The following is a 24800-nucleotide window of genomic DNA, read 5'->3' as shown; positions in this document are numbered from 1 at the left end:
TTTTTATATTGCTACTTATACGTTACTTTTTAAAAATGTATGAATGTTTAAGTGTTTAAAGAGTTTGTAAAACATCGAGGTTTCTTATTGAGGAGAATTTATTTGAAGGATATTATGATGATGTAGCGCTACTAAACTATTAAATTTATGAGGTGCTTGTTAATGAAAGGAAAAGTTTTTTCAATTACGACTTTAGTATTATTAGCAACATCAATCTCAACAAGTGCATTCTATCCAACTCTAAGCGGTCACAAAAGCGGTAACCTACTATCTTACAGAGCTCAAACTACTACGAATCAAAATGCATCTCGTGGTTCAGTAGCAATTTCTTTTATTAAATCAAATGGAAATAATTCATATATTGAAAGCGCTTCAGACAAATTAGGATCCCATGAATCTGGAAGAGCATTAAACGCAACTGTGAGTAATGGTGCATATAACGCCTTTGGTGCAAAAGGACTATACTCGGAGCACTATGCGAATGAGAATAATGACTATCAAGAAGATACACACAAAGGTACTTTTGATAGTAATGGTAACTTACGATTACAGTGGTAAAAAATATTAAACAGTTGTTTTTATAAATATTTGGATAAGGAGAAGGGGATGTTCATCATCTCCTTCTTATTTAAAAGGAGCACAGACATGTACCTAGCTTTTAAAAATATAAAAAGTAATAAACTGTTTTTCTTAATTCTTCTTATGTCATTTTTTATTTCTTTTCTTTCTATATCAGTAGCCGCGCTTTTAACAGAGTCTAAACGAAATTTTATAGCTGCCTTTCAAATTGGTTTTCCAGAAAAGAATCAAACGTTAACTGTTCCGATAGCGAATGAAACCGAATTGGAAACGATAATTCCCCTCATACAAGATACTTTTGTGAAAAGTGATATTTACGTAGAAAATTTAAAAGCATTGAATAGTTCAGGGGCAACAAAGATCATAGCTGTGAACTTAAAAGATGATTATTATTGGAAGCCATATATTTCTGAAGGACAATATTTTCATCGTGAAAATGTAAACGATATGGTTGTTGGCGATCAAACGAATGTAGAGGAGTTATATGAATTTGATGATACATATAAAAAAATAGGAACTATATCAAGAAAGGACAGTGACGTCGGTGTAGCAGGCATATACGTTCCACTTCAAAACTTACCTACTATATCTAAAAAAGGTATTATCGCGAGTAAACAATTACAATTAACAGTTGTTAATCCTACATCATCTATTCATAACGAAATAAAAAAGTTTATGGGTAGGAGTAAAGAAGTGCTTTCGGGAGATGTTCAAATACTGAATGAACGAAATCTTCAGGAACTAGATGTGACACATGTAGATCCAGCAAATAAGTATTACTATAAATTCATTCTTGTTGCAATTGTTTCTGGCATTTCTGCGGTTTTATTTTGGATTTATAAAAAAGAAAAAGAGATTTCATTAAAAAAAGCAGTAGGTGCTTCTAATATATCTATTTATTGCGAACTATATATTCAAATTTTGTTTATTTCTCTAGTAGCGATGTTCTTAGTTTTTATTACGTTAGAAATGTTTTCGGGAACAATTCATACTTATTTTCAGACATACTTAGTAAAACCGTTAACACTATATGTATTGATATGCAATGTTGTTTTTATAATTCTTCTTACAATTTGTGTTACTGTAATTCCAATCAAGCACATTATAAATATATATCCCGGAAAACATTTAAGAACGTAGGAGGTCTTCATGTTTTTTATATTTGATTCTATACGGTCTGTGAAAAAACGGTTGTTACCAAGTTTGATTATAGTAATTTCTTTAATTATTGCATTTTCTTCAGCAATAGAATTTGTTAGTAATCTTTCCGGATATCGAAAAATGATGACGATAGCAAATAATTTATCGACTCATAAAAATTTCTATGAACTTTATGCGACGCAAGATATAACATTGTTTAGCGAAGAAAAAGCGAAAAATGATTATCAACATTTCATGCAAGGGTTATCTAATACGATACCAATAACAAATAAAACAAATTATTTGTTCCGTAACTATTCACTTAGTTTAAAAGAAGAAAATGGAACGATAAAGACTCTTATTGTTGATAAAGATATTAATAAGTACTTTCATATACGAATTTCACAAGGAAGATATTTTGAGGAATTGGAATTTCATAAATCAGTATTTGATATTAGACCTGTTATATTAGGGGCTAATTATATAGGTAAGGTATCTATTGGTGATGTTATACCATCTGGAAAAATGAAGCTAAAAGTAATTGGCTTTTTAGAAAAAAATTCACCATTCACATATCCTCGAAGCGGTGAAATATCGGATAATCGTATTACATTATTAGATGACATGGCGATTTTACCAATTGGAACAGAAGAAATAGAGTTCTATAGTGCAGAACTTTTATACAATGGGTTAATTATAGAAACAAATGAAAAGATAAATATAAATGAATTTCAAAAGAAAGTATTAAAGGTAACAGAAGGTAAGGGTTATTCGTATTATGTTACAAATCCGAATAAATTGTTAGAAAATGAAAAACAAGGTATTGATAATATGTCATACCCCTTATTATTAAGCGGTACAGTCTTATTTTTTTCATTTCTATCTATCGTATTAACATCAATGGCAGCACTTTATATGGAGTATAAAAATATTTCTATTAAATCAGCGTTAGGTGCAAGCACTTTTCAAATATGTCTTCCATTTATTATTGAGTATATGTTGCTATTCGTTTTATCGATATGTTTAGGAATAATGTATTTTCAATGGGAGAATAGCGGAGTAATTGAAATTCAGAAAGGGTTAGAAAATAGTATAGTATCTTTCTTTGGAACGTTAAAAGTCTCTATAGAATCATTGGTTGTTATAGGTGCTTTATCAATTATAATGATCTTCATTATATATGCAATCATTTATTTCACTGTATTAAAAATAAAAAAATATATATGAAAGAGGTGTTATAGATGATTAGGCTTGAGAATGTAGCGAAGTGCTTTGGACATAGTAATTTTAGTGCTTTAAAAGATATTAATCTTACAATAGAACAAGGCGAAATGATAGCTATTATGGGCCCCTCTGGTTCAGGGAAATCTACTCTTCTTAACATTATTGGCTTAATTGATAGCCCCTCTACTGGAAAGTATTTTTTAGATGGAGTGGATACAAGTACATTAAAGGCAAACTATCATAAGTATAGAAATACGGAAGTGGGATTTGTGTTTCAGAACTTTTCGCTATTAGATGATTATACAGTTGTTGAAAATGTAATGCTTCCGCTTGTATATAGAAGAATTTCTCATAAGAAACGTATGCAAATTTCAAAAGAAATGCTGAAAATGGTAGGGATTGAGAGGCATATTAACAAATATCCTTACGAGTTATCAGGTGGAGAACAGCAAAGAACAGCAATAGCAAGGGCTTTAGCACAAGATACTAAAATTATCCTCGCTGATGAACCAACGGGTGCTCTTGATCAAGAAAACGGAAAGAAAATTATGAGCATCTTAAAAGAGATTCATAAACAAGGGAAAACGGTGCTAGTTGTAACACACGATCAAAAGGTAGCTGCATGCTGCCAGAGGACAATACGTTTGCTTGATGGATGTATAGTATAATATGGATAAAAGTATGTGAAGAGGTGATACATATGGAAAATGTATATAAAGGTCTTAGACATACTGGATTTGCTATGTTGCTTATTTTTAGTGGTGTATTTTTACTGCGCTGGTTCATTCATGATGAAATGCTACTAGATCAGCTTATTGGGTTAAGTGTAGGGATGGTAATGGTTATTTCGTCAGTGTTCATTCAAAAGTACAGTAAAGAATTACAAGTAAATGAGAAGTGTTAAAAGTAACAAAAGAAAAGTAGAGCATCTAATTTTGAACTGCACCCCAATTGTTAGACACAGTCTAACAATTGGAGGTGCAGTTTTTCTATGGCTAAATTTACAGCTGATGAAAAAATACAAATCGTTCTACGTTATTTGAACGGAAATGAAAGTTATCGAGAAATGGGTAGATCGCTCGGTATAAGTGACACAATCATTTTGAATTGGGTAAACCAATATAAACAGAATGGTCTGGAAGCTTTTCTAAAACGATGTACAAATTACACACAACAATTTAAACTAGACGTACTAAACTTTATGATTGAAAACGGTATGTCCTTATTTGAGACGGCAGCTATCTTTAATATTCCTGCCCCTTCAACGATTTCTGTTTGGAAAAAACAGCTCGAAACACAAGGAATTGATGCCCTTCAATCTAAGAAAAAGGGGCGTCCATCCATGAAAAAAGATTCAAATAAACAATTAAAACAACATTTAGCTGAAGGGTCAGTCGAAGCACTTGAAGCACGCATTAAACAGCTTGAGATGGAAAATGAGTACTTAAAAAAGTTAAATGCCTTAGTTCAAAACAAGGAAAAATCACAAAACAAGACAAAGCGCAAGTAATCTATGAATTAAGGCATAAATATTCGGTGAAGGCACTCGTGGAGCTAGCTACTATTCCTCGAAGCACGTATTATGATTTAGTAAAGAAAATGAATCGTCCAGATGTAGATGCCGATTTGAAAGCTGAGATTAAAGCGATTTATGAGGAAAATGAAGGTCGTTATGGTTACCGTCGCATTCGTGATGAATTAACGAATCGTGGCCAGAAAGTGAACCACAAGAAGGTTCAGCGCATTATGAAAGAGCTTGGGTTAAAGTGTGTTGTGCGTATGAAGAAATATAAATCCTATAAAGGAAAAGTCGGTAGAATTGCACCTAATATTTTAGAGCGTAATTTTCATACAGATGCACCGAATCAAAAGTGGGTAACAGACATCACAGAGTTTAAATTGTTTGGAGAAAAACTGTATGTATCACCTGTATTAGATTTGTATAATGGTGAAATTATTACCTATACAATTGGTTCTAGACCGACGTATTCGCTTGTTTCAGACATGTTAGAGAAAGCATTGGAACGTTTACCTGAAACGCACCAGCTACTGATGCATTCGGATCAAGGATGGCATTATCAAATGAGACAATACGTCCGTACACTAGAATCAAGAGCTATCGTCCAGAGTATGTCTCGAAAAGGCAACTGTTACGACAACGCAGTAATAGAAAATTTCTTTGGGATTATGAAATCGGAGTTCCTCTACATAAAAGAATTTGAAAATGTAGAGCACTTTAAAATAGAATTAGAAAAATATATAGATTATTATAATACGAAACGGATTAAGGCAAAATTAAAAATGAGCCCGGTACAATACCGGACTCACTTTTATCAAGCTGCCTAATCAAATAACCGTGTCTAACTTTTAGGGGTCACTTCATTTCGATGCTCTACTTTTCTTTTATAAATAAAAAATCCCTCTTTATGAGGGATTTTAATGTGGTAAGAAAATTAATTGATAAGCAAACAAAATTCCAAATACATACACAAGTGGGTGAACAGCACGGAATTTACCTTTTGCCACTTTCATAAGTGGGTATGAAATAAATCCAAGAGCGATACCTGTTGCGATACTTGATGTAAGTGGCATGCTTAAGATTACTAAGAATGCTGGGAATGCTTCATCAAATGCGTCCCAATCGATGTGGCGAACTGATCCCATCATAAGACTACCAACGATAATTAATGATGGTGCAGTAATAGCTGATACACCAGAAACGGCACTTACTAATGGTCCGAAGAATGCTGCTAGTGCGAATAAAACAGCTACTGTAACAGTTGTTAAACCAGTACGACCACCAGCTGCAACACCAGCAGATGATTCAATGTACGCTGTTGATGGTGTTGTTCCGAACATAGAACCGATTGTTGCTGAGAATGAGTCAGATAGAAGAGCTCGTCCAGCTTTTGGAAGCTTTCCATCTTTCATAAATCCACCTTGTTGAGCAACGCCAAGTAATGTACCTGTTGTATCGAATAATGTAACAAGGAAGAATGAGAATACAACGCCGTATAATCCGTAGTTAATTACGTCAGATACAGCAGTAATTGGATTTGAAACGATAATTCCTTCTGGTAATCCAGGCATTGATGTAACACCGTTTGAGAATGTTAATTGTCCTGTGAAGAAAGCGATAATACCAGTTAATAGCATACCGATAAATAGTGCGCCATTTACATTTAAAGACATAAGGATAATAGTAATTCCAAGTCCAGCTAATGCTAGTAGAACTGGAGCAGAGTGAAGATCACCAAGTCCAACTAAGTTTGCATCATTTTTTGTAACGATACCTGTTAAACGTAAACCGATAAAGGCGATAAATAGCCCGATACCAGCAGTAATTGCATGTTTTAAGTTTTCAGGAATTGCTTCCATTAATTTTGTACGGAAAGATGTAAATGATAGCAAAATTAAAATCATACCTGCTACGAATACAGCAGAGAATGCAATTGCGAAAGTCATGCCTTCATGAGCTTTTACAACAGAGTAAGAGAAGTAAGCATTTAATCCCATACCTGGCGCGATTGCGATTGGTAAGTTTGTAAAGATCGCCATAAATAATGTTCCGACAACAGCAGCGATAATTGTTGCTGTAAATGCTTGTTCAAATGGAACACCTGCATCCCCAAGGATGACTGGGTTTACGACAATGATATATGCCATTGTTAAGAAGGTAATAATACCTGCCATAATTTCAGTTTTAATAGAAGTTTTATGTTTTGAAAGGTTAAACATATAAACATCCTTTCTGTTTACGAATAATTTTCACAACAGTTATATATAATATTCGTTTTTTAACTATTTTGCAATAGTTTTGTATAAAAAGTTTACAACAATTCATATTTTGTGTCTTAAATTCGAATATTAATCGTAACTTGATGTTTGAATTTCAGTTTTTATTATGCACATTATAAGAAAAAGGAGTTGAAAGAAGCTATGCCACAGCAAAAAAACTTTGTAACAATGCCAGCGCAACATCAAAATAAACAGCCTGGTATTGAATCATTAATGAATCCACTTCCGCAGTTTGAAGATTCGAATTATAAAGGTAGCGAAAAGTTAAAAGGAAAGAATGTATTAATTACAGGGGGAGATAGTGGGATTGGACGAGCTGTTTCCATCGCTTTTGCGAAAGAGGGAGCAAATATTGCGATTGCTTATTTAGATGAGGAAGAAGATGCAAATGAGACGAAACAACGTGTTGAAAAAGAAGGAGTAAAGTGTGTATTGTTGCCAGGTGATTTAAGTGATGAACAGCATTGTAAAGATATTGTAGAAGAGACCGTCCAGCAGCTAGGTAGTTTACAGGTTTTAGTAAATAATGTCGCGCAGCAATATCCGCAGCAAGGACTAGAGTATATTACAGCAGAACAGCTAGAAAAGACTTTTCGTATTAATATTTTTTCTTATTTTCACGTTGCGAAAGCCGCACTTTCTCATTTGAAGAAAGGAGATGTCATTATAAATACGGCATCTATCGTTGCATATGAAGGGAATGAAACGTTAATTGATTATTCCGCAACGAAAGGAGCAATCGTAGCGTTTACAAGATCACTTTCTCAATCATTAGTACAAAAAGGAATTCGTGTAAATGGTGTTGCGCCGGGACCGATTTGGACACCGCTTATTCCATCGAGCTTTGATGAGAAGAAAGTCTCTCAGTTTGGGAGCAATGTCCCGATGCAAAGGCCTGGTCAACCATATGAGTTAGCGCCGGCATATGTATATTTAGCGTCTGGTGATTCTTCTTATGTTACGGGACAAATGATACATGTAAATGGGGGCGTTATTGTAAATGGATAGTTTTCATTTATAAGAGCAAAGTAAAGCTAATTACAATTATTATGGTGAGCGCTAGGGGGGATATAGGTGAAAAGGGTATGTTTCGTTTTACTATTATTTTTCTTCCTACCGGTTAGTGCTTTTGCTGATACAGATCATTTAATATTAGTGAATCTTACCACAAACCAGTTGTCTTTTTTTGAGAATGGAAATTACACAAAAACATTTCCAGTAACGACTGGAAGAGATCGTACACCTACGCCTGAAGGTAATTTTTGTATTATAACTAAATTTAAAAATAAAGAATACCATCGAAAAAAAATAGCTGGGGGTGCACCGAATAACCCTCTTGGTACGAGATGGCTTGGGCTAGATAAGAATGAATATGCGATTCACGGGACAAATCGGGAATGGACGATTGGAAGTAGGGAATCAAATGGCTGTATTCGCATGCATGACAGGGATATACAATGGTTATATGACCGAGTACAATTACAAACAAAAGTAATCATTTCTCGTTTTCATACGAGCCCCGAATATGAAGCGAATAAGCTTGGTTATCGCGTTGTGAGCTGGAATGGACGAAAAATAGAAGAAGAACAAATTGGAGTACTTACGTTAGTAGACCGCGCAGATATATATTGGCAAGAACCAAATGGACAGTTAACGAAAGTGAAAACGGTATTGCCGAACGAAAGATATCCAGTGTACTCAAAGCGAAAAGATGGAATATATTATATAGGAAACAATTCGTATATTATAGATGAAACAGGAGAGAAAATTCGTTACGAGCAAATTCCTTCTTCGATCTTAAGTAATATATATAAACGGAAATACAATGTTCCGTAATGGCTACCGTATTACAGACGGTAGCTTATTTATACTTGGAGTTTAACTGCAACTATTGTATTTTGCTGAATATAATACAGTACAGATAGGGGGCGGTTATATTATGAAAAGTGAATTTGCGTTTAAAGTTTTCTTAGTAACGACCTGTTTATTTATCGTGTATTTATATGCGTTTCTCGTCTTTTCTTTTTATGTTCCATATGTTGATTTAATATTATTCTTCGGATTTATTTGGGCGTTTGTGAAAGCGAGGGAAGGAGAGAAGAGTATATATCGGCGCATTACCCTATGCGGGACGGCCGTTCTCGTTATTTTATATTTTTTTATTATGCATGATTTTTGGAGAGGGATGTAAAAAAGCATACGATGAATCGTATGCTTTTTATGTTTAATATTTAGGCTTAAATGTATGACAACAAGTCTCTACACTCGTTGCTACAGAACTTTCTAGCGTCTCGTTTGTTAAAACAGCAGCTGTATATGAATCATTTTCAGTTTGACCAGTTTCATCTGCATCAGGCTGAACGACGATCGCACTTGCTTGACAAAAGTTACCTTGTCCCCAAAAAGAACAGTTGGAAACAGAACATCTTACTTCTGGCATAAAACCCCCTCCTTATACATTAGTGTGGGATTTTACGCCCATTTCATGTGTAGAAGGAGTTTCCTTTTCTCGTTACTTTTTCGTTTGCTCAAGCCATTCTTTTAATTTGTCTTTTGGCTGTTCACCGCTAATACGGCTTACTTCTTTGCCATCTTTAAAATGAATGATTGTTGGTGTACCTTGAATTTTATATTCATCCCAAGGAGCATCTAATTTTTCAATATCCATAACTTTCATATCAACGTTCAAGTCTTTAGCCATCGGCACTACGACAGGAGATAATTTTTGGCAATGAACGCAAGATGTTTGATAAAAGTATACTGTTTCTTCTTTTTTCTCTTTTAAGTTCTTTTGAAGATCTGAAAGAGAGATTTTATTTGTGTAGTAGTCAGAACCGTTTGTCTTACTTTCAGTAGGATTATCAATTTTTTGGCTAGTAGCATTTTTTTCTTCCATTTGTGTTACTGCAAAAATTGCCACGAACAAGGCGATAATAATACCACCAAATATAAGCATTTTTTTCATTCTTTCATCTCCTTATTTGTTTTTGATGACAATAAAGCTACAAACAGCGATTGTAATAAAGCCGATAAGTGCTAAAAACGGGATTGTCACAAAGCCGAACCAGTTTATGTATTCTCCCGTACATGGTACACGTCCACAAGCTGCCCCAGCTGCTGAAAATGCTGCGACTTTTTGAATTGCATAGTGATATAAAGAAATACAAGCGCCAATAGTTGCGATTGGTAAAGAATAACTTGCGATGCGATAGTCTTTCTTTGCTACAGCAATACCAAGCCATAAAACGAATGGATACATAAAAATGCGTTGATACCAACAAAGGACACAAGGCTCAAATTTCATGATTTCGGAAAAGTACAGACTTCCTAGTGTAGCGATAAAAGAAGCTCCCCATGCGGTAAGTAAAGCATATTCTTGCTTTTTTTCTCGTCCCATATTTTATACCTCTCTTATAATAGTTACATACTAAATTATAGTATGAAGTGGTATAGAAAAGAAAGAAAAAATATGTTTATCAATAAAAGTTTTATAAGAGGAAACTTTTATTGGTATTAATATTTTAAAAAAGCGCCATTCTCCTAAAGAGAATAGCGCTATATTTTACATTTGAATTTGCTCTACTTCTTCTACATGCGACTTTTGGGATGCATGGTCAATATATTGAAATAGGAGCTGCAGTTGTTTATCAACTTCTGGTAGTTCTTTGCTGTATTGATAAGCGTGTAAAAAATGCTCAATACGCTTAGAAAATAATTGATCGTTCGTTTGAACCATGAGAACGAGTAATTTATCCCAATTACAGCAATACGTGTAATAGAGAGCTTTATCATAGTCGTTATATGTTTGCACTGTGTACCCTCCTTACCGAGAGTTATATATAGTGTGTGATAAGTAAGGAGAAATACACTTGAAAGAATTTGTTAAGAAAAAAAGAGAATGAAAAGAAAAAACGAGGAATTCCCTCGTTTTTTAAGCTTTTGGCATTGGCGTAGGTGTTGGTTTGCCATAGCCTTCTTTGTATTTATTATCGATATAGTTACGAATTTCAAGCGTTGATTTTCCTTTTTGTTTCATGGAAGCAGATTCAACTGCGATTTCTAGGCAATTGACGCAAGTCGTTGCGTGGGAATCCCAAACAACTTCACCATTCTTTTTAATTTCACGAATAAAGCAGTTTTTATTATTTTTATGTCCTACACTTTCACCGCAACCACAATAGCATGGAATCCAATCTAATAGCTCTGCATCTTGCCCAGCGACGGTGTAAATATCTTTCATTTGTGGATCAAGCTTATCTAGGAAGGTCGGAAGTGTGTCGACTCCTTTTGTTTTCTCTTGAATGTCAGCTTGTTGAGTGTGGGATGCATGGTCATGTTCTTCTTTTTTTGATTCAGAAGATTTTTGGTCATTTGTACCAGTACTTCCGCATCCAGCAAGAATTAAGCTTAGTACTGCAAGTAAAGAAAATACATACTTTTTCATTCGCTTGTCCCCTTTACAAATGTATTAATCAAATTGTATCAGAGATTATGGAGTGTCGGGTGAAGATTTTTTCGACTGATTTTTGAAACGCCATCTTAGCGAATGAAATAGAAATAAAATTGGGATATAAGCGTATACAATATATAAACCCGCTTGAGATAGTACGGTATTTAATGTATTGATACTTTCACGGTTTGTGAAAAGCAGAGAAGCTGAAAATATGATGAAAATAAAAAACGGTAATGTAAATTTAAATGAAATATGAAAGGAACGCTTCATCGTTTGACATGATGACCAAATGGTTAAGCAAAGGTTTGGTAAAATAATTAAAAACCAAACGAAAATAATAATATATTCAAAACGCTGAATAAAAGGAACTTTAATTATTTTTAACATTGTTAAAGTAGGCCAAATAGTACGGTTTAATTGACCCTCACTATAATACATAAAGGATACGATAGCTAAAACTACATAAATTAAGGTGCTAAAAGCAATTCCAGCATGGGCCCATCGTTTTAAAGATTTTCCTTTTTCAATAAAGGGATAAAAGATAAGAATTGTTTCAAACCCCAGAAATTCCAATGCGGAGTGCTTTGCAGATATAAGCATGTCAAAAGGTGAATGCGTAAAAATAGGTAAAATATTACGGAAATGTGCATACTTCATTGGATAAATTAAAAAAAATATCACGAAAATAGGAAGCACAATACCCCAAAAGCATATCCCTGTCACAGAGCGGAAGCCGCCTTTTATAATGTAGTAAGTGACTAATAAAAACATAAGGGTAAGTTTCCATAACTTAATGGTAGGGAAAATCCAAACTTGTATCACTTCCATATATGTACGAAGAACAGTAAGGCAAAATAATAAGCAATAAAGAGTGAAAATTACAGAAAATATAGAGCCAATCCATTTTCCAAAGGTTGTTGTATGAATGCTAATTAAATCTCCGTCTTTTTCAAGCATTTTTAACATACAAACCAGTACAATATGAGTTGCAATTCCCGCAATAATAAGAGAAATCCAGGCATCATAACCAGCGTTTTTTAAAATTACACGTTGATATCCGAGAATTCCTATACCAATCTGGAGAGAATGCAATAAAATAAATGCAAAATATGGAGAGACAGTTTTTGATGTATTCATTGTATTCATTGCTCATTTCACCTCACTATTCACCGATTCCAGATTGTACAATATTAAGATCTAAATTTATATCTACTGCTACATTTTTATACATATTTCGAATTTGTTTTATATTCCATTTTCTCGTATGGCTTCTAATTTCATCTCGTATTCCTAAAGGATCAATTTCCTTTTCTTGAAATTGTTTTATTAAATCTTCGCAGTCTTTTTCAACATTTCGTTCAATTTGTTTTCTTATATAGTTGATATTTGTTTTTTTTCTTAAATCAATCCAATTGGGGGAGTTTTTAATTAATCCATTTAATTTTAAATGGATTTTTACTTTTGGTATGTCGCCAGTTTGATCTATATCATACTTGTTTTCTCCAGCTAAGTTTTGTATAACAACCATACCTTTATGCTTATCTTTTTTTATTGCTGCTTCGTAACGTCCATTTTTCGTAGGATTAATAAGTAATTTTGCTAAAACAGAATGTCTTTTATCTGTATACATGACTACTTTATCGCCTTTTAAAAAGGCAAGTCCTTTGACAGCGATAGAATGATTATCGTCCATTTTAATATAAGGAACATAGGCATCACATACAGAAGAGTAATAATTATATAAAAAAATGTTTAATGTGGTTTGTGGAATGTTCTCATTTCGTATATTTTGCTCGAGTAAATCGGCAATATATAAAGACCCATTTTTTTTTCCGTAATTTAAAAGCTCTTCAGCCGATCCATCTACAATTGCTAGTTGTACATCACGCCCGATATTTGGGTCACGTTGTAAGTTAGTAATAATTTCTCCCATTCCGCGTTCTCCTAGCGTTTTTCCAAATAGGACGACACGCATTTGACCTACAACGACATTGTGAGGAGATTTCGCATTTAATCGTGAAGCGATTGTTTCAAGGGAACGAGCAGATGTTGATTGCGTCTCTGGCTTAGACTTTACACCATGTGTGTATTCAGGGAATAAGATAGTTCCTTGGAATCTTTTGTTTTTTGTGATGTCAAATCCAGCAATATGAATAATACGCTGTGTATCCACTATATAGGTTTGTGTACAGCCAGTTTGTAAAATGAAGAAGATAATGATAAGGTGCAATAAAATTTTTTTCATTCATTCTCACCATCACGTTTTTGCTTCGCTTTGTTTGGATTATAGCGCCATTTTGATTTTGGTCTAAGAAAAGAAGGTCTTTGAGCCGTTTGACTAAATGGTAATCGAAGAAAACCTTCTGCTGTACCTAAACCACGAAATGGATATAAAGGTAATAAATAAGGTGATCCAAGTGATTTTAATTTAATTAAATGAGCTAAAATGAATACAAATCCGACAATAAGGCCTAATCCTCCGAATGCACCGGCTAAAAGAATAAGTGGAAAGCGTAATAACCGGATAGTAGAAGACATCTTTACGGTTGGTGTTGTGAAAGATGCAAGAGCGGATAAAGCGACTGCAATTAATAAAATTGTACTTGTCAAAGCCGCCTCCACGGATGCTTGGCCAATTACAATCCCCCCAACAATCCCAATCGTTTGTCCGACTTTCGTTGGTAAACGTGCTCCTGCTTCACGAAGCAATTCGATTGTAATTTCTAAAAAGAGTGCTTCTAGAATAGGAGGGAAAGGTACGTTAGCTCTCGAGAAAATAATAGGACCTAGTAAATCGGCAGGAATCATTTGATAATGATATGTTAAAGCCGCTGTATAAATAGCGGAGGAAAAAAGAGAAAATATAGCCCCAAAAAAACGAATAATACGAAAGAACGATCCAATCATCCACGGTAAATAATAATCTTCTGGTGAAATGAAAAAATCCAGTAACGTTGTTGGTCCTGATAAAGCATATGGAGAGCCATCTGTTAAAATCAAAACTTCCCCGTTAATTAACGCAAATACAGCTCGATCTAATCGTTCTGTAGGTAATAGAACAGGAAAAGGTGAATTGCTATTATCACTAATAAATTGCTCAATCATAGTTGAATCAAATGGGACATCAAAGTCAATGTCTTCTAGCCGTTGTATTGCGGTGTTGATAAATTGTTCATTTGTAACTCCTTCTATATAAGCAACTGCTACTTTCGTTTTTGATATAGATCCGACGGTAACTTCTTTAAAAATGAGTTGCTCCGTTACAATATTTCGGCGTAATAAGTGTATATTTGTATCAAGGTTTTCAACAAAACCGATTTTAGGCCCGATTACGCTATACTCATTTTCTGTATCGTTATATAATCGTGTTCCTAAAACAGTACTTTCAGCACGAATTAAAGCATATTGATCGGGATTCGAATTGTTTTTTAAGCGTATTAAAATATATCCACCTAATAATTTCTCACGAATATCATCAACAGAAGGGGAGGTAATAATATCTTCAATAGAGACGATATTACATAAATCAGAGATATTTTGAATTTGTTCCGATTCTTTTTTTAGAGGAGTTAAAATAAATTGTTTAATAATAAGTGCTTCCACGACAGATTTATAATAAAACAAGCATAACGTTTCATCTTCAAGTACGTTATAAGAAACAAAATCGCTTGATTCTTTCATGGTTTGTATAAATTCTGGGATAGAACAAAGTGTTTTTGTATTAGTCTTTTTTGATTTCTTAGATGATAAACCGAACATTTTCTCACCCCTAACTTACATCATTTACTTGTGTTAGTTTTTGGGAAAGACGGGAATTTATACTTAAAAATTGAAAGTTCATAAAGAAAAGGAAGAGTGGTGAATGGCTCTTCCTTTTTAGCATTTTAATTTGTTTTTTGTTCTTTAATAGACTTCACTAATTTCATCATTTCCGCTCGTATATCTTCTCTTTTTACATTTAATTTTTCGGCAATTTGTTTAATGTCCATTCCATCTTTTTTCATTTTTAATACATCATCAAGAGGGGTATTGCTTTTTTGAGAGATGATTGTTAACACAGTAAGATGACGCAATTTGATGTTATATTCTTTCATTTTTTGCTTTAGCTGATCCGGTGTGGATTTTTGCATAGTTGCTAACTGTTGTAGCAGTGCTTGCTTTGTTTCTTTATTCATATGATGCTTTTTCAGCTTACTTGGATCTACACCGAAATGCTCGGCTGTTTTCTCCCAAGATTTATTTTGCTTATAGTAAGATAAAACATCTTTTATTTCTTGTTTACTGATTCTTGCAATGTGAGCAGCTCTCCAAATTTCATGTTTGTTATAGCCAAGTTTTTCTAGCGATTGTATTTCTTCTTCTGAAATTGGTTTATGATGATGCATTGTTACTTCTTTTGGCGTGGCAGCGGACGTAGGGAAGGTGGATATCCCGCATAATAATGCTGCCATAGTCATACTTACTGCGATTTTTTTGTACATGTAAACTCCTCCTAGATGGATAATGTAGAAAACTGTACACATATCATTTCCATAAAATGTGAAATACTTGTGAACAAGTTAAGTTTTTTTATTCACAGTATGAAATGACGTTTTTAGAAGTTTTCCAACATAAAACATTGATTAATAGTAAAAAACTAAGGTATAATCGAAATTGAAAATCAATATCAATGCCAACAATAAACTTATACATATAGATAAAAATAAGGGAGAGATAAATATGACTACATATACTTCCATCGCTAATGTGATTAAAGAAAGGCGCTCTGTTCGTACATTTACAGACAAAGCGGTAGATAAAGAGTTATTAATTGAACTATTAAACGACGCAACGTGGGCACCGAATCATAAATATCGTGAACCATGGAATTGTAAATTATACATTGGAGAAGGCCGCAAGAAATTAGTAGATGCAGTATTAAACTCTTTCACAGAAGAAGAAAGAGCAAAGCGCGGTAAAATTTTATCAGATCGTTTCTTAAGCACGCCTGCACAAATCGTTGTATATATAAATGAAGATCCGCGTCAAATTCAGCGTGACGAAGATTACGCTGCAACATGTGCATTTATGCAAAACTTCCAGCTTCTTGCTTGGGAACGCGGATTAGGTTGCGTTTGGAAATCAGGCGGATTGAACTACAATCCATTATTTATAGAAGGAATCGGTTTAACAAGAGGACAACGTATCGTTGGAATTCTTCATATCGGCTATTTCGATAAAGCGCCAGAAGGAAAAGCTCGTACTCCGATTACGGAGAAGATGGAGATTATTGAAGGTTAATAGATGAGACATTCTCGTTTTTGCGGGGGTGTCTTTTTATTATGCAATCAATCCTCATGAAAGCTTGTTTTTCATCATACACTTTCTTAAGGGAAAGTGTAAGGAGGGAAAATAATGAGAGCAAGTGACGATAAAGCACTGCAATATGCGATTGCGGAAATTACGGAAATTGCGACGGGATTTGGGCTTGATTTTTATCCGATGCGTTATGAAATATGTCCAGCGGAAATTATTTATACATTTGGTGCATATGGGATGCCAACGCGGTTTTCACATTGGAGTTTTGGAAAACAGTTTTTCAGAATGAAATTACAATACGATTTAGGTCTTAGTAAAATATACGAACTCGTTATTAACTCTGATCCATGTTACGCCTTTTTATTAGATACGAACTCTTTAATTCAAAACAAATTAATTGTAGCGCACGTTTTAGCACACTGTGACTTCTTCAAAAATAATATTCGTTTTTCAAATACGAAGCGAGATATGGTAGAAAGTATGGCGGCAACAGCGGACCGTGTGAAAGCGTATGAGCATAAGTACGGAAAAGCAGAGGTAGAAACATTTTTAGATGCCGTACTTGCCATTCAAGAGCATATTGACCCATCGATTATGCGTCCAAAACTTGCGTGGAGTATTGAAGATTTAGAAGAGGATGTAGAAAAGAAAAAGATATCACAGTACGATGACTTATGGAATTTAGATGATCGAAACAAAAAGAGAGAACGACCTAATATGCATAAAAAGAAGAAAATTCCGCCGCAACCAGAGAAAGATTTACTCCTCTTCATTGAAGAATATAGCCGTGAGCTAGAAGATTGGCAGCGAGATATATTAACGATGATGCGTGAGGAAATGCTATATTTCTGGCCGCAGCTTGAAACAAAAATTATGAATGAAGGCTGGGCATCATACTGGCATCAACGCATACTCCGTGAAATGGACTTAACATCTTCTGAAGCGATTGAATTCGCAAAGCTTAATGCAGGTGTAGTTCAACCATCAAAAACAAGTATTAACCCATACTACCTAGGTATTAAAATGTTTGAAGATATAGAGGAGCGCTACAATAACCCGACAGAAGAAATGAAACGACGCGGTGTAAAACCAGGATCTGGCCGTGACAAAATCTTTGAAGTACGCGAAATCGAATGGGATGTATCATTCTTAAGGAACTACTTAAACAAAGATCTCGTAATGAGAGAAGATATGTACTTATTCCAACGCCAAGGAAAAGAATATAAGGTAATAGATAAAGAGTGGGAACATGTACGTGATCAGCTCGTAAATATGCGTACAAATGGTGGCTTCCCGTACTTAGTAGTAGAAGATGGTGACTACTTAAAGAACGGAGAGTTGTACATTAAACATAGTTACGAAGGAATTGAGCTCGATTTAAAATACTTAGAAAAAGTACTGCCATACATTCATCAGTTATGGGGAAGAACGGTGCATATGGAGTCGATTGTGGAAAGTAAGGGCGTTGTGTTTTCTTATGATGGGAAGATGGTGCATCGGAAGTATGTGTGATGAAAAGAATGGACATAGAATGCTATGTCCGTTCTTTTTTATTTGGGGCAAAGTTAAATATGCTATTCTTGAAGAAAGGGAGTTATATAGAGAAATGGAGCGATTCAAATGAGCAAAATAGGGGTATGCAAGGTAGATATTACGCCGCCTGTCGGTATTGATTTTGTTGGATACCATAGAGAGACAGGAATAAATAATATTGAAGAGCATATTTATGGGACAGTTTTTGTATTTGAAAAAGATGAAATGAAAACTGTGTTTATAAGCATTGATAATATTGGGATGTTAGTAGAAGATACGAATATTATTCGTGAGCGCGTAGCTAGCAGGCTTCATGTGCCATTTGAGCGAATAACAGTTGTTTATACACATACACATTCTGGTCCGGAAACTGTTGGTGAGCAAGCTTTAGTAAAGTCGTATAAAACGAGTTTAGTAAATAATGTAGTGCACGGTGCTGTTACTGCAAATAATAACTTGGGGCTATGTGAAGTTGGCTGGAGTGTTACGACAGGTGATATTGGGATAAACCGAAGAGAGAGAACATCTGATGGAAGAGCAAAGATGGGAACAAATATAGAGGGTGTTGTAGATAAGCGAATTGGCATGTTAGCAATAAGAAATGCTGAAACGAAGGAGCTATCTGGGATTATTGTATTTTGTACTGCGCATCCGAATGTTTTAAAAGGTGATAGCGATGTATTATCAGCGGATTATCCTGGAATGACGAGGGAGATTCTTGAGAAAATCGTAAATTGCCCTGTTATTATTGTGCAAGGAGCTGCTGGTAATGTAAATGCGAAGTATCGCGGTTCAAGGGAAGCAGTAAAGCAAATGGCTTACACACTTAGTGGACATGTATTAACAATATTGCCAATAGTTACATATAGCCCAATTGTAAATTTAAGAACAGTTTCGAGTATGATGCAAATGAAGTTGAAAGATATTCCTGAAATGAATGAGATACGAAGCATGGCTCAATTGGCGGAGAAGCAGTGGGGTGTGAACACGGACGAGTGGCTTACTATCGTTTTAGAGAAATATAAGCAAGGTATTCGGCAGTTACGTATTGATTTAGAAGTTCAACTGTTTCAAGTTAATGATGGAATGTTCTTTGGTATACCGATGGAACCTTTTTCAGAAACCGCGTTAGAAGTGAAAGAGAGTCTTCAAAATGAAATAGCCTTTCTTGGTGGATATACGAATGGATATATTGGTTATTTACCGACAAGGGAAGAGTTTACATATGGTGGATATGAAGTAGAATTAAATCCTGTTGTATATGGGCCTGTTACGAATTTATTGATGCCACCGGAGAAAAATACTGCGGAGCTGATTGTGAAGAAGGTTACGGGCTTATGTAATAAAGTGAAGCTTTAATAAGACAGATTTTTGAAAGCAGAGTAAAGAATATAAATAATTGTTTGAGTTTATTAAGTCAATGTAATTAACAATGATTATCATTGTTAATTACATTGACTTCTAAAAAAAGAAAAACTAGAATTTATAAAGGGATCCTCAATTGTTTGCTATCACTTGTATAGGAGGTAAGTTATGTTGGATAGCTTTATTTCTATAAGATGCAGGTTGGCTCTTTATCGTTTTGGTGTTCTTTTTATATTTTTTTGCATAGTATTTTTGGTGCATCAGAAGGTGTATGCAGAAGATGTACCGTGGACATCGGTCTCAAATGAGGGAGAACGTGAACTGTTTCAAGAACAATCATTGTATAGTAATGATCGAAGGGGAGAAGATCTTGTTTCGCCCTCATTTGAAGGGCGAAAACATGGTGGGGAAGATTGGGGAGCATATTTGGAAAATAGTACGTTAAATTATTCACCTAATATTCTTACCTATTCTGTTATAGGAAGCGATGATCGAATACGGGTTAATGATACAAATTCATATCCGTATAGCGCTATAGTCCATGTTGCGACTCAGTAAAATAGTGGAGAAGTTTATGGGTGTACAGGAGCACTAGTTAGTAAAGATACAGTGCTTACAGCTGGACATTGTATTTACAATAAAGAAATTGGTGGATGGGCGACAAATGTTATTGTGACCCCTGGTAGAAATGGAAACCAAGCACCGTATTTACCTTATAGTTGGACAAAACTCTATTCAGTAAGTGGATGGACTGATAATGAAAATTCAGATTATGATTATGGAACGATTAAATTAAATGGGTCTCCAGGAGATTATATTGGCTGGTTGGGATATAGAACTACCTATGTAGAATCACCAAAAGGTTTACTTGCGGCGATTCCTGGATATCCCGCTGATAAAATAGGAAATGAACGTTACACAATGTGGAGAGACTATGGTCCAATTGAGGGAGTTTCTCCTAGAATGTTAACATACAAGATTGATACTTATGAGGGGCAAAGTGGATCACCTGTATATCAGTATTTCGATACCGGTATCAAAATAATAGCCATTCATACAAGAGGAAATAAAAATGTAACTACTCAGCCACTTGTCGGCGTCTTTTTTATTTTACTAGTTTCATATGCCCTCTATCTGTAAATACTGAGTATATCAAACAGTGTGGAGGTGATAGTATGGTCGATCGAAAAGTCATTTTAACGGCCTATAAAAAAGGTCCTGAAGCTGTTATTTCTTTATTTGAAGAAACATTCTCTAAATCTGAAAGACGTATAGAAGAATTAGAAAATCGTTCTAAAAAAAACTCCAAAAATAGTCATAAACCGCCTTCTACAGATGGTTTGTGTAAACCGGTTACCAAAAGTTTGCGCAAACCGTCTAATCGTCAAACAGGTGGCCAGTTGGGCCATAAAGGACATACTCTTGGTTTGACAACGGCTCTAGACCATACAATTACCTATTCTCCTACGCATTGTACGTGTTGTAACACGTCCTTACACAACGAACCTGTGAAAGGATACCGCATTCGCCAAGTATATGATTTACCACCTATCCAGATAGAAGTAACGGAACACAAAGTAGAACAAAAAGAATGCCCTCATTGTCATACTATCCAAGAATCCCAGTTTCCTTCTACAGTGTCTCGTTCTGTACAATATGGTCCGCATATAAAAAGACTGATTCCTTATTTAACACATTATCAGTGTATTTCTTTGCAACGAACAAAAGAATTCTTTCAAGACTGTTTTGGCCATTCTATCAGCGAAGGAACCCTAGTCAATCATACAAAAGCTTTCGCTTCTCAACTGCAGCCTTTTGTACAGGAAGCCAAAGAAAAGATTCTTCAGTCTTCGGTTGTTCATTTTGATGAAACAGGTATGCGAGTAGAAGGTAAAACACAGTGGTTACATACTGCCAGTACACCGGAGGTGACATTGCAACATATTCATGCAAAACGTGGAAAAGAAGCCATGGATGCGGGTGAAATACTGCCTTCTTTTTCTGGAATTGCGATGCATGATGGTTGGAAGCCATATGATGTGTTTACAGATTGTCGACACGTTTTATGTAATGCCCATCTCTTACGAGATCTGCAAGGAATTATAGATAGTACCGGAGAAAAATGGGCCAAACACATGCAGGAGTTTCTCTCGGAAGCTTTGCATCAAAAAAAACAATACAAAGGAATTCTGCCAAAAGTAGAACAAAAGAAGCTGGTTACCATTTATCAATCCATATTGAAAGAAAAGGAGTTGCTTTCTTCAGACTCAAAAAAGAAAAGAAAACAGACGCCTGCTCAAAATTTATGGAATCGCTTCGTCAAATATGATGACAGAATTCTAGCATTCTTAGAACATCCAGACGTTCCATTTGATAACAATCAAGCGGAACGAGATATTCGAATGACGAAAGTGAAACAGAAAGTATCTGGGACTTTCCGAAGTAAGGAAGGCGCAGAATCTTTTTGTCAGATACGAAGCTTTATGAGTACCATGAAAAAACAAAAACAATCTGTGTTACAAGCGATAGGCCAGGTTATAGAAACCGGAACGGTTCCGTGGAATTGCACAATTTCATAAGAGAAATTCTCTATTTGATCTAGATTATTTCTCTTATTGGAGTCTTTTCTTTTTCATGTTTTCGAATGGAAAACATGTATTTGGCATGCCTTGTTTCCTAACTAAGCTGAGTAGTTACATAAAAATATGAATTTTGGAAATCGGATAACAGACGATGTGTTTAATAATATTAAAAAATGGCCTGAATAAATATAGTAATTCTATTTGGATTTTGTATTGTATATTGGTCATAATCATGATGTCTAGTTATATAGTAAATAACGAAGAGAATGTTAGTAAAGTTGTTAATCCTATAACTTTCTATGTTCAAAATAAAGAGAAACAACAGATAAAAGACTTTGAAATTATGCTTATAAAAGATGAATTACCTCAGCCTAGTAAAGAAATCGTGATTTCGATAGGGAAAACTAATCAAGAAGGAAAATTGATTTGGAAGATTCCTAGAAAAGGAAAGTATATAATTTTATTGCCGAATAATGAGAAAAAAGAGATTGTGATTAATGATAGAAATGTAGCTAAATTAATAATGATTAACGTAAATTAATAAAAATAGGCCGAAACCAATCATATGGTTGATTCGGCCTATTTTTATATAATTTAGAAAAATTGTGAAGTAAGTATAAATTTCAGTCTAAAGATTAAAAACTTTACAATATACCCTGAAGGGTATATGATATTATACAAAGTTATAAAGTAATGTATAATATAGTTACAATTACGGAGGTGGTCTATAGTGGAATACAATCAAGATATGAAAAATAGATTGAAACGTATTGAAGGTCAAGTTCGTGGTGTGCTTCGTATGATGGAAGAAGGAAAAGATTGCCGAGAGGTTATTACACAGTTAACGGCATCTCGTTCTGCACTTGATCGTACAATTGGACTCGTTGTTGGAACGAATTTAGAGCAATGTTTGCGTGAACAGTTTGAAAGTGGTAATGGTTCAAATGAAGAGTTAATTAAAGAAGCTGTTCAATTACTTGTAAAAAGCCGATAATCTGTCAAACGTAAGTGTTGACAGATTTTCAAAAACATTTTAATATACCCCTACAGGTATATGTATGTGAATTGTGGAGGAATCGATTATGAGTATAAAAGTGGATATGAGTTTAGATTGTAAAGGTTTGGCTTGTCCGATGCCTATTGTGAAAACGAAGAAGGCGATAGAAGGGTTAACACCAGGGCAGGTGATTGAAGTTAAGGCAACAGATAAAGGATCTACGGTAGATATAAAAAGTTGGGCGAGTAAAGTAGGACATCAATATATCGGGACGAAACACGAGGGGGATGTATTGGTGCATTATGTTAGGAAAGCAAACGAGTATGAAGTGAATGAAGCTGTGAAATATCCACATACAATTACGAATGCAGAATTACAGTCTATATTGTCTCATGGGGAAGAGAGCATTGTATTAGATGTTCGCGAAGCAGCGGAATTTACTTTTGGCCATATTCCATCTGCCATTTCGGTGCCATTAGGTGAATTAGACAGCGCAGTGTTAGATCAGACGAAGCAAATTTATGTTATTTGCCGAACTGGTAATCGCAGTGATATAGCTTGCCAAATGTTGAATGAGAAAGGTTATTTAAATGTGAAAAATGTCATTCCAGGTATGGTAGAGTGGCAAGGGAATATAGAGAAGTAAATTTTTTTGAACGAAAATATACCTATGGGGGTAATAAGATGAATGTTAAACCGTTACAAGCAAAAGATGTTGCAGAGAAAGTTTTATTCGGAGAGTTATTCATTTTAGATGTTCGTAATGAGACGGATTATGAAGATTGGAAAATTGAAGGGAAACAAGTTTCTTCTATTAATAAACTTTACTTTGACTTGTTAGATGGTGTAGATCATATTGTAAGTGAATTACCTAAAGATAAAGATGTTTTAGTAGTATGTGCAAAAGAAGGGTCTTCTATATTTGTGGCAGAGCAATTAACAGAAGCGGGATTACAAAATATTTATTATTTAGCTGGTGGAATGAAAGCTTGGAGTGAATATGTGAAGCCGTTAAAAGTAGGGGATGTACAGGGCGGAGGGAGTATATATCAATTTAATCGTCTTGGAAAAGGCTGTTTATCTTATATGGTTGTTTCTAACGGTGAAGCAGCAGTTATTGATGCGGTAAGGACAGCCGAGGCATATGAAGAGTTTGCGAAAGAGCATGGCGTTACGATTACGAATGTAATGGATACACATTTACATGCAGACCATATTTCTGGTGGACGTAAGTTAGCTGAAAAGGTAGGTGGTACGTATTGGTTACCGCCAAAAGATGCCGAGGAAGTTGTTTTCTCATACGAACCGCTTGTTGAAGGATCTGTTATTACGGTGGGGGGTACTAAAATTGTAATTGACGCATTATACTCACCAGGGCATACGATTGGAAGTACGTCATTCATTGTTGATGATTCTTATTTATTATCAGGCGATATTTTATTTGTAGATTCAATCGGGCGTCCTGATCTTGCTGGTAAGGCTGAAGATTGGGTGAGTGATTTAAGAAATACGTTATATACACTTTATAAGGAACTGTCTCAAGATTTAATTGTTTTACCAGCCCATTATTCAAAAATAAGTGAAATGGATGAAAGAGGCGTTGTGAGTGCGAGCTTACAAGATTTATTTAAAGAGAATGTAGGGTTAAATATTGCTGATGAAATAGAGTTTCGTAAAGCTGTGACAGAGAACTTACCGCCACAACCAAATGCATATGAAGAAATTCGTCAAACGAATATGGGGAAAATTCATCCGAGTGTGGAAGAAGAGCGAGAAATGGAGATTGGCCCAAATCGTTGTGCAGTGCATGAGTCATTATAAAAATAACAAA

The 24800-nt window shown here is 34.8% G+C and carries 26 protein-coding genes and 2 pseudogenes; 18 read left to right on the top strand and 10 right to left on the bottom strand.

The genetic code is table 11. From position 1 onward, the window contains the following. Nucleotides 1-162: 162 nt before the first annotated feature. The 6 genes and pseudogenes from MHI28_RS13925 to MHI28_RS13900 all read left to right on the top strand — a co-directional run bounded on the left by MHI28_RS13925 (nt 163) and on the right by MHI28_RS13900 (nt 5289). On the top strand, nt 163-558 hold the full coding sequence (locus MHI28_RS13925) for a hypothetical protein (protein ID WP_142287207.1): 396 nt from the start codon (nt 163-165) through the stop codon (nt 556-558). 87 nt (nt 559-645) lie between these two features. Next, entirely contained in the window at nt 646-1719 is a 1074-nt protein-coding gene (locus MHI28_RS13920; protein ID WP_000280233.1) for an ABC transporter permease, read from the top strand. 9 nt (nt 1720-1728) lie between these two features. After that, a pseudogene (locus MHI28_RS13915) lies at nt 1729-2960 on the top strand (ABC transporter permease). Next, nucleotides 2961-3611 carry an ABC transporter ATP-binding protein gene (locus tag MHI28_RS13910; protein ID WP_086413680.1) on the top strand — a complete coding sequence of 217 codons (651 nt, stop codon included), beginning with the start codon at nt 2961-2963 and terminating at the stop codon, nt 3609-3611. It abuts the pseudogene before it with no gap. Between the two features lie 32 nt (nt 3612-3643). Continuing rightward, the gene (locus MHI28_RS13905; protein ID WP_044783318.1) at nt 3644-3847 is read left to right on the top strand and encodes a hypothetical protein; all 204 of its coding nucleotides are present in this window, start codon (nt 3644-3646) and stop codon (nt 3845-3847) included. An 87-nt stretch (nt 3848-3934) separates the two neighbouring features. Next, nucleotides 3935-5289, top strand: a protein-coding gene (locus tag MHI28_RS13900) for an IS3 family transposase (RefSeq protein WP_208730123.1) whose coding sequence is annotated in 2 segments (ribosomal slippage) — nt 3935-4388 and nt 4388-5289 — 1356 coding nt in all. Because the reading frame shifts where the segments join, the coding sequence is not laid out codon by codon here. A 90-nt stretch (nt 5290-5379) separates the two neighbouring features. Here the strand turns inward: MHI28_RS13900 and MHI28_RS13895 are convergent. Then, entirely contained in the window at nt 5380-6681 is a 1302-nt protein-coding gene (locus MHI28_RS13895) for an NCS2 family permease (RefSeq protein ID WP_000482710.1), read from the bottom strand. Nucleotides 6682-6882: 201 nt separating this feature from the next. Here MHI28_RS13895 and MHI28_RS13890 point away from each other — a divergent pair, with 201 nt between their 5' ends. From MHI28_RS13890 to MHI28_RS13880, 3 genes are all read left to right on the top strand, one after another. Next, complete coding sequence (locus tag MHI28_RS13890) at nt 6883-7749, top strand: SDR family oxidoreductase (RefSeq protein ID WP_001136290.1); 867 nt, start codon at nt 6883-6885, stop codon at nt 7747-7749. 66 nt (nt 7750-7815) lie between these two features. After that, nucleotides 7816-8577 carry a L,D-transpeptidase gene (locus MHI28_RS13885; RefSeq protein ID WP_000831959.1) on the top strand — a complete coding sequence of 254 codons (762 nt, stop codon included), beginning with the start codon at nt 7816-7818 and terminating at the stop codon, nt 8575-8577. Between the two features lie 103 nt (nt 8578-8680). Continuing rightward, a complete protein-coding gene (locus tag MHI28_RS13880) occupies nt 8681-8932 on the top strand; it encodes a hypothetical protein (RefSeq protein WP_000834195.1) in 252 nt (83 codons plus the stop codon). 33 nt (nt 8933-8965) lie between these two features. Here the strand turns inward: MHI28_RS13880 and MHI28_RS13875 are convergent, their stop codons facing one another. The 9 genes from MHI28_RS13875 to MHI28_RS13835 form a co-directional block, all read right to left on the bottom strand. Next, nucleotides 8966-9181, bottom strand: coding sequence for a DUF1540 domain-containing protein (locus MHI28_RS13875; RefSeq protein ID WP_001115488.1), 216 nt, complete (start codon nt 9179-9181; stop codon nt 8966-8968). Between the two features lie 72 nt (nt 9182-9253). Next, nucleotides 9254-9706 (bottom strand): thioredoxin family protein, encoded by a 453-nt coding sequence (locus tag MHI28_RS13870; protein WP_000738451.1) that lies wholly within the window; start codon nt 9704-9706, stop codon nt 9254-9256. Nucleotides 9707-9718: 12 nt separating this feature from the next. Beyond that, the gene (locus MHI28_RS13865) at nt 9719-10138 is read right to left on the bottom strand and encodes a disulfide formation protein C (protein WP_000532265.1); all 420 of its coding nucleotides are present in this window, start codon (nt 10136-10138) and stop codon (nt 9719-9721) included. Between the two features lie 165 nt (nt 10139-10303). Further along, the gene (locus tag MHI28_RS13860; protein ID WP_001195459.1) at nt 10304-10552 is read right to left on the bottom strand and encodes a YhdB family protein; all 249 of its coding nucleotides are present in this window, start codon (nt 10550-10552) and stop codon (nt 10304-10306) included. 120 nt (nt 10553-10672) lie between these two features. Further along, the gene (locus MHI28_RS13855; protein ID WP_086413682.1) at nt 10673-11185 is read right to left on the bottom strand and encodes a PCYCGC domain-containing protein; all 513 of its coding nucleotides are present in this window, start codon (nt 11183-11185) and stop codon (nt 10673-10675) included. A 45-nt stretch (nt 11186-11230) separates the two neighbouring features. After that, nucleotides 11231-12340, bottom strand: coding sequence for a GerAB/ArcD/ProY family transporter (locus MHI28_RS13850; protein ID WP_001095145.1), 1110 nt, complete (start codon nt 12338-12340; stop codon nt 11231-11233). Nucleotides 12341-12356: 16 nt separating this feature from the next. Then, nucleotides 12357-13439, bottom strand: a complete 1083-nt coding sequence (locus MHI28_RS13845) for a Ger(x)C family spore germination protein (RefSeq protein WP_000722242.1) — start codon at nt 13437-13439, stop codon at nt 12357-12359. Further along, entirely contained in the window at nt 13436-14953 is a 1518-nt protein-coding gene (locus tag MHI28_RS13840) for a spore germination protein (protein ID WP_340828061.1), read from the bottom strand. Before MHI28_RS13840 ends, MHI28_RS13845 begins: the two co-directional genes overlap by 4 nt. Nucleotides 14954-15078: 125 nt before the next feature. Continuing rightward, entirely contained in the window at nt 15079-15675 is a 597-nt protein-coding gene (locus MHI28_RS13835; RefSeq protein WP_142287171.1) for a hypothetical protein, read from the bottom strand. Nucleotides 15676-15913: 238 nt separating this feature from the next. On the opposite strand from MHI28_RS13835, the gene MHI28_RS13830 reads away from it, so the two are divergent. The 9 genes and pseudogenes from MHI28_RS13830 to MHI28_RS13790 all read left to right on the top strand — a co-directional run bounded on the left by MHI28_RS13830 (nt 15914) and on the right by MHI28_RS13790 (nt 24790). After that, nucleotides 15914-16474, top strand: a complete 561-nt coding sequence (locus MHI28_RS13830; protein WP_000214814.1) for a nitroreductase family protein — start codon at nt 15914-15916, stop codon at nt 16472-16474. A 114-nt stretch (nt 16475-16588) separates the two neighbouring features. After that, entirely contained in the window at nt 16589-18004 is a 1416-nt protein-coding gene (spoVR, locus tag MHI28_RS13825) for a stage V sporulation protein SpoVR (protein ID WP_001202690.1), read from the top strand. Nucleotides 18005-18112: 108 nt separating this feature from the next. Continuing rightward, nucleotides 18113-19384, top strand: a complete 1272-nt coding sequence (locus MHI28_RS13820; RefSeq protein ID WP_000034541.1) for a neutral/alkaline non-lysosomal ceramidase N-terminal domain-containing protein — start codon at nt 18113-18115, stop codon at nt 19382-19384. 174 nt (nt 19385-19558) lie between these two features. Further along, nucleotides 19559-20530, top strand: a pseudogene (locus MHI28_RS13815) (trypsin-like serine peptidase). Between the two features lie 35 nt (nt 20531-20565). Continuing rightward, nucleotides 20566-21969, top strand: a complete 1404-nt coding sequence (gene tnpC, locus MHI28_RS13810) for an IS66 family transposase (protein ID WP_100909799.1) — start codon at nt 20566-20568, stop codon at nt 21967-21969. 154 nt (nt 21970-22123) lie between these two features. Then, nucleotides 22124-22513, top strand: coding sequence for a DUF2606 family protein (locus tag MHI28_RS13805; RefSeq protein ID WP_000335660.1), 390 nt, complete (start codon nt 22124-22126; stop codon nt 22511-22513). 189 nt (nt 22514-22702) lie between these two features. Then, nucleotides 22703-22966, top strand: coding sequence for a metal-sensitive transcriptional regulator (locus tag MHI28_RS13800; RefSeq protein ID WP_000456206.1), 264 nt, complete (start codon nt 22703-22705; stop codon nt 22964-22966). Nucleotides 22967-23054: 88 nt separating this feature from the next. Further along, the gene (locus MHI28_RS13795) at nt 23055-23615 is read left to right on the top strand and encodes a sulfurtransferase TusA family protein (protein ID WP_086413292.1); all 561 of its coding nucleotides are present in this window, start codon (nt 23055-23057) and stop codon (nt 23613-23615) included. Between the two features lie 38 nt (nt 23616-23653). Continuing rightward, nucleotides 23654-24790, top strand: a complete 1137-nt coding sequence (locus MHI28_RS13790; protein WP_340828060.1) for an MBL fold metallo-hydrolase — start codon at nt 23654-23656, stop codon at nt 24788-24790. Nucleotides 24791-24800: the final 10 nt, after the last annotated feature.

The organism is Bacillus sp. FSL K6-0268 (assembly GCF_038005425.1).
Classification (GTDB): Bacteria; Bacillota; Bacilli; order Bacillales; family Bacillaceae_G; genus Bacillus_A; species Bacillus_A thuringiensis_S.
Note: the sequence above shows the minus strand (reverse complement) of the source record. Positions and strands in the feature narration are given on the sequence as shown.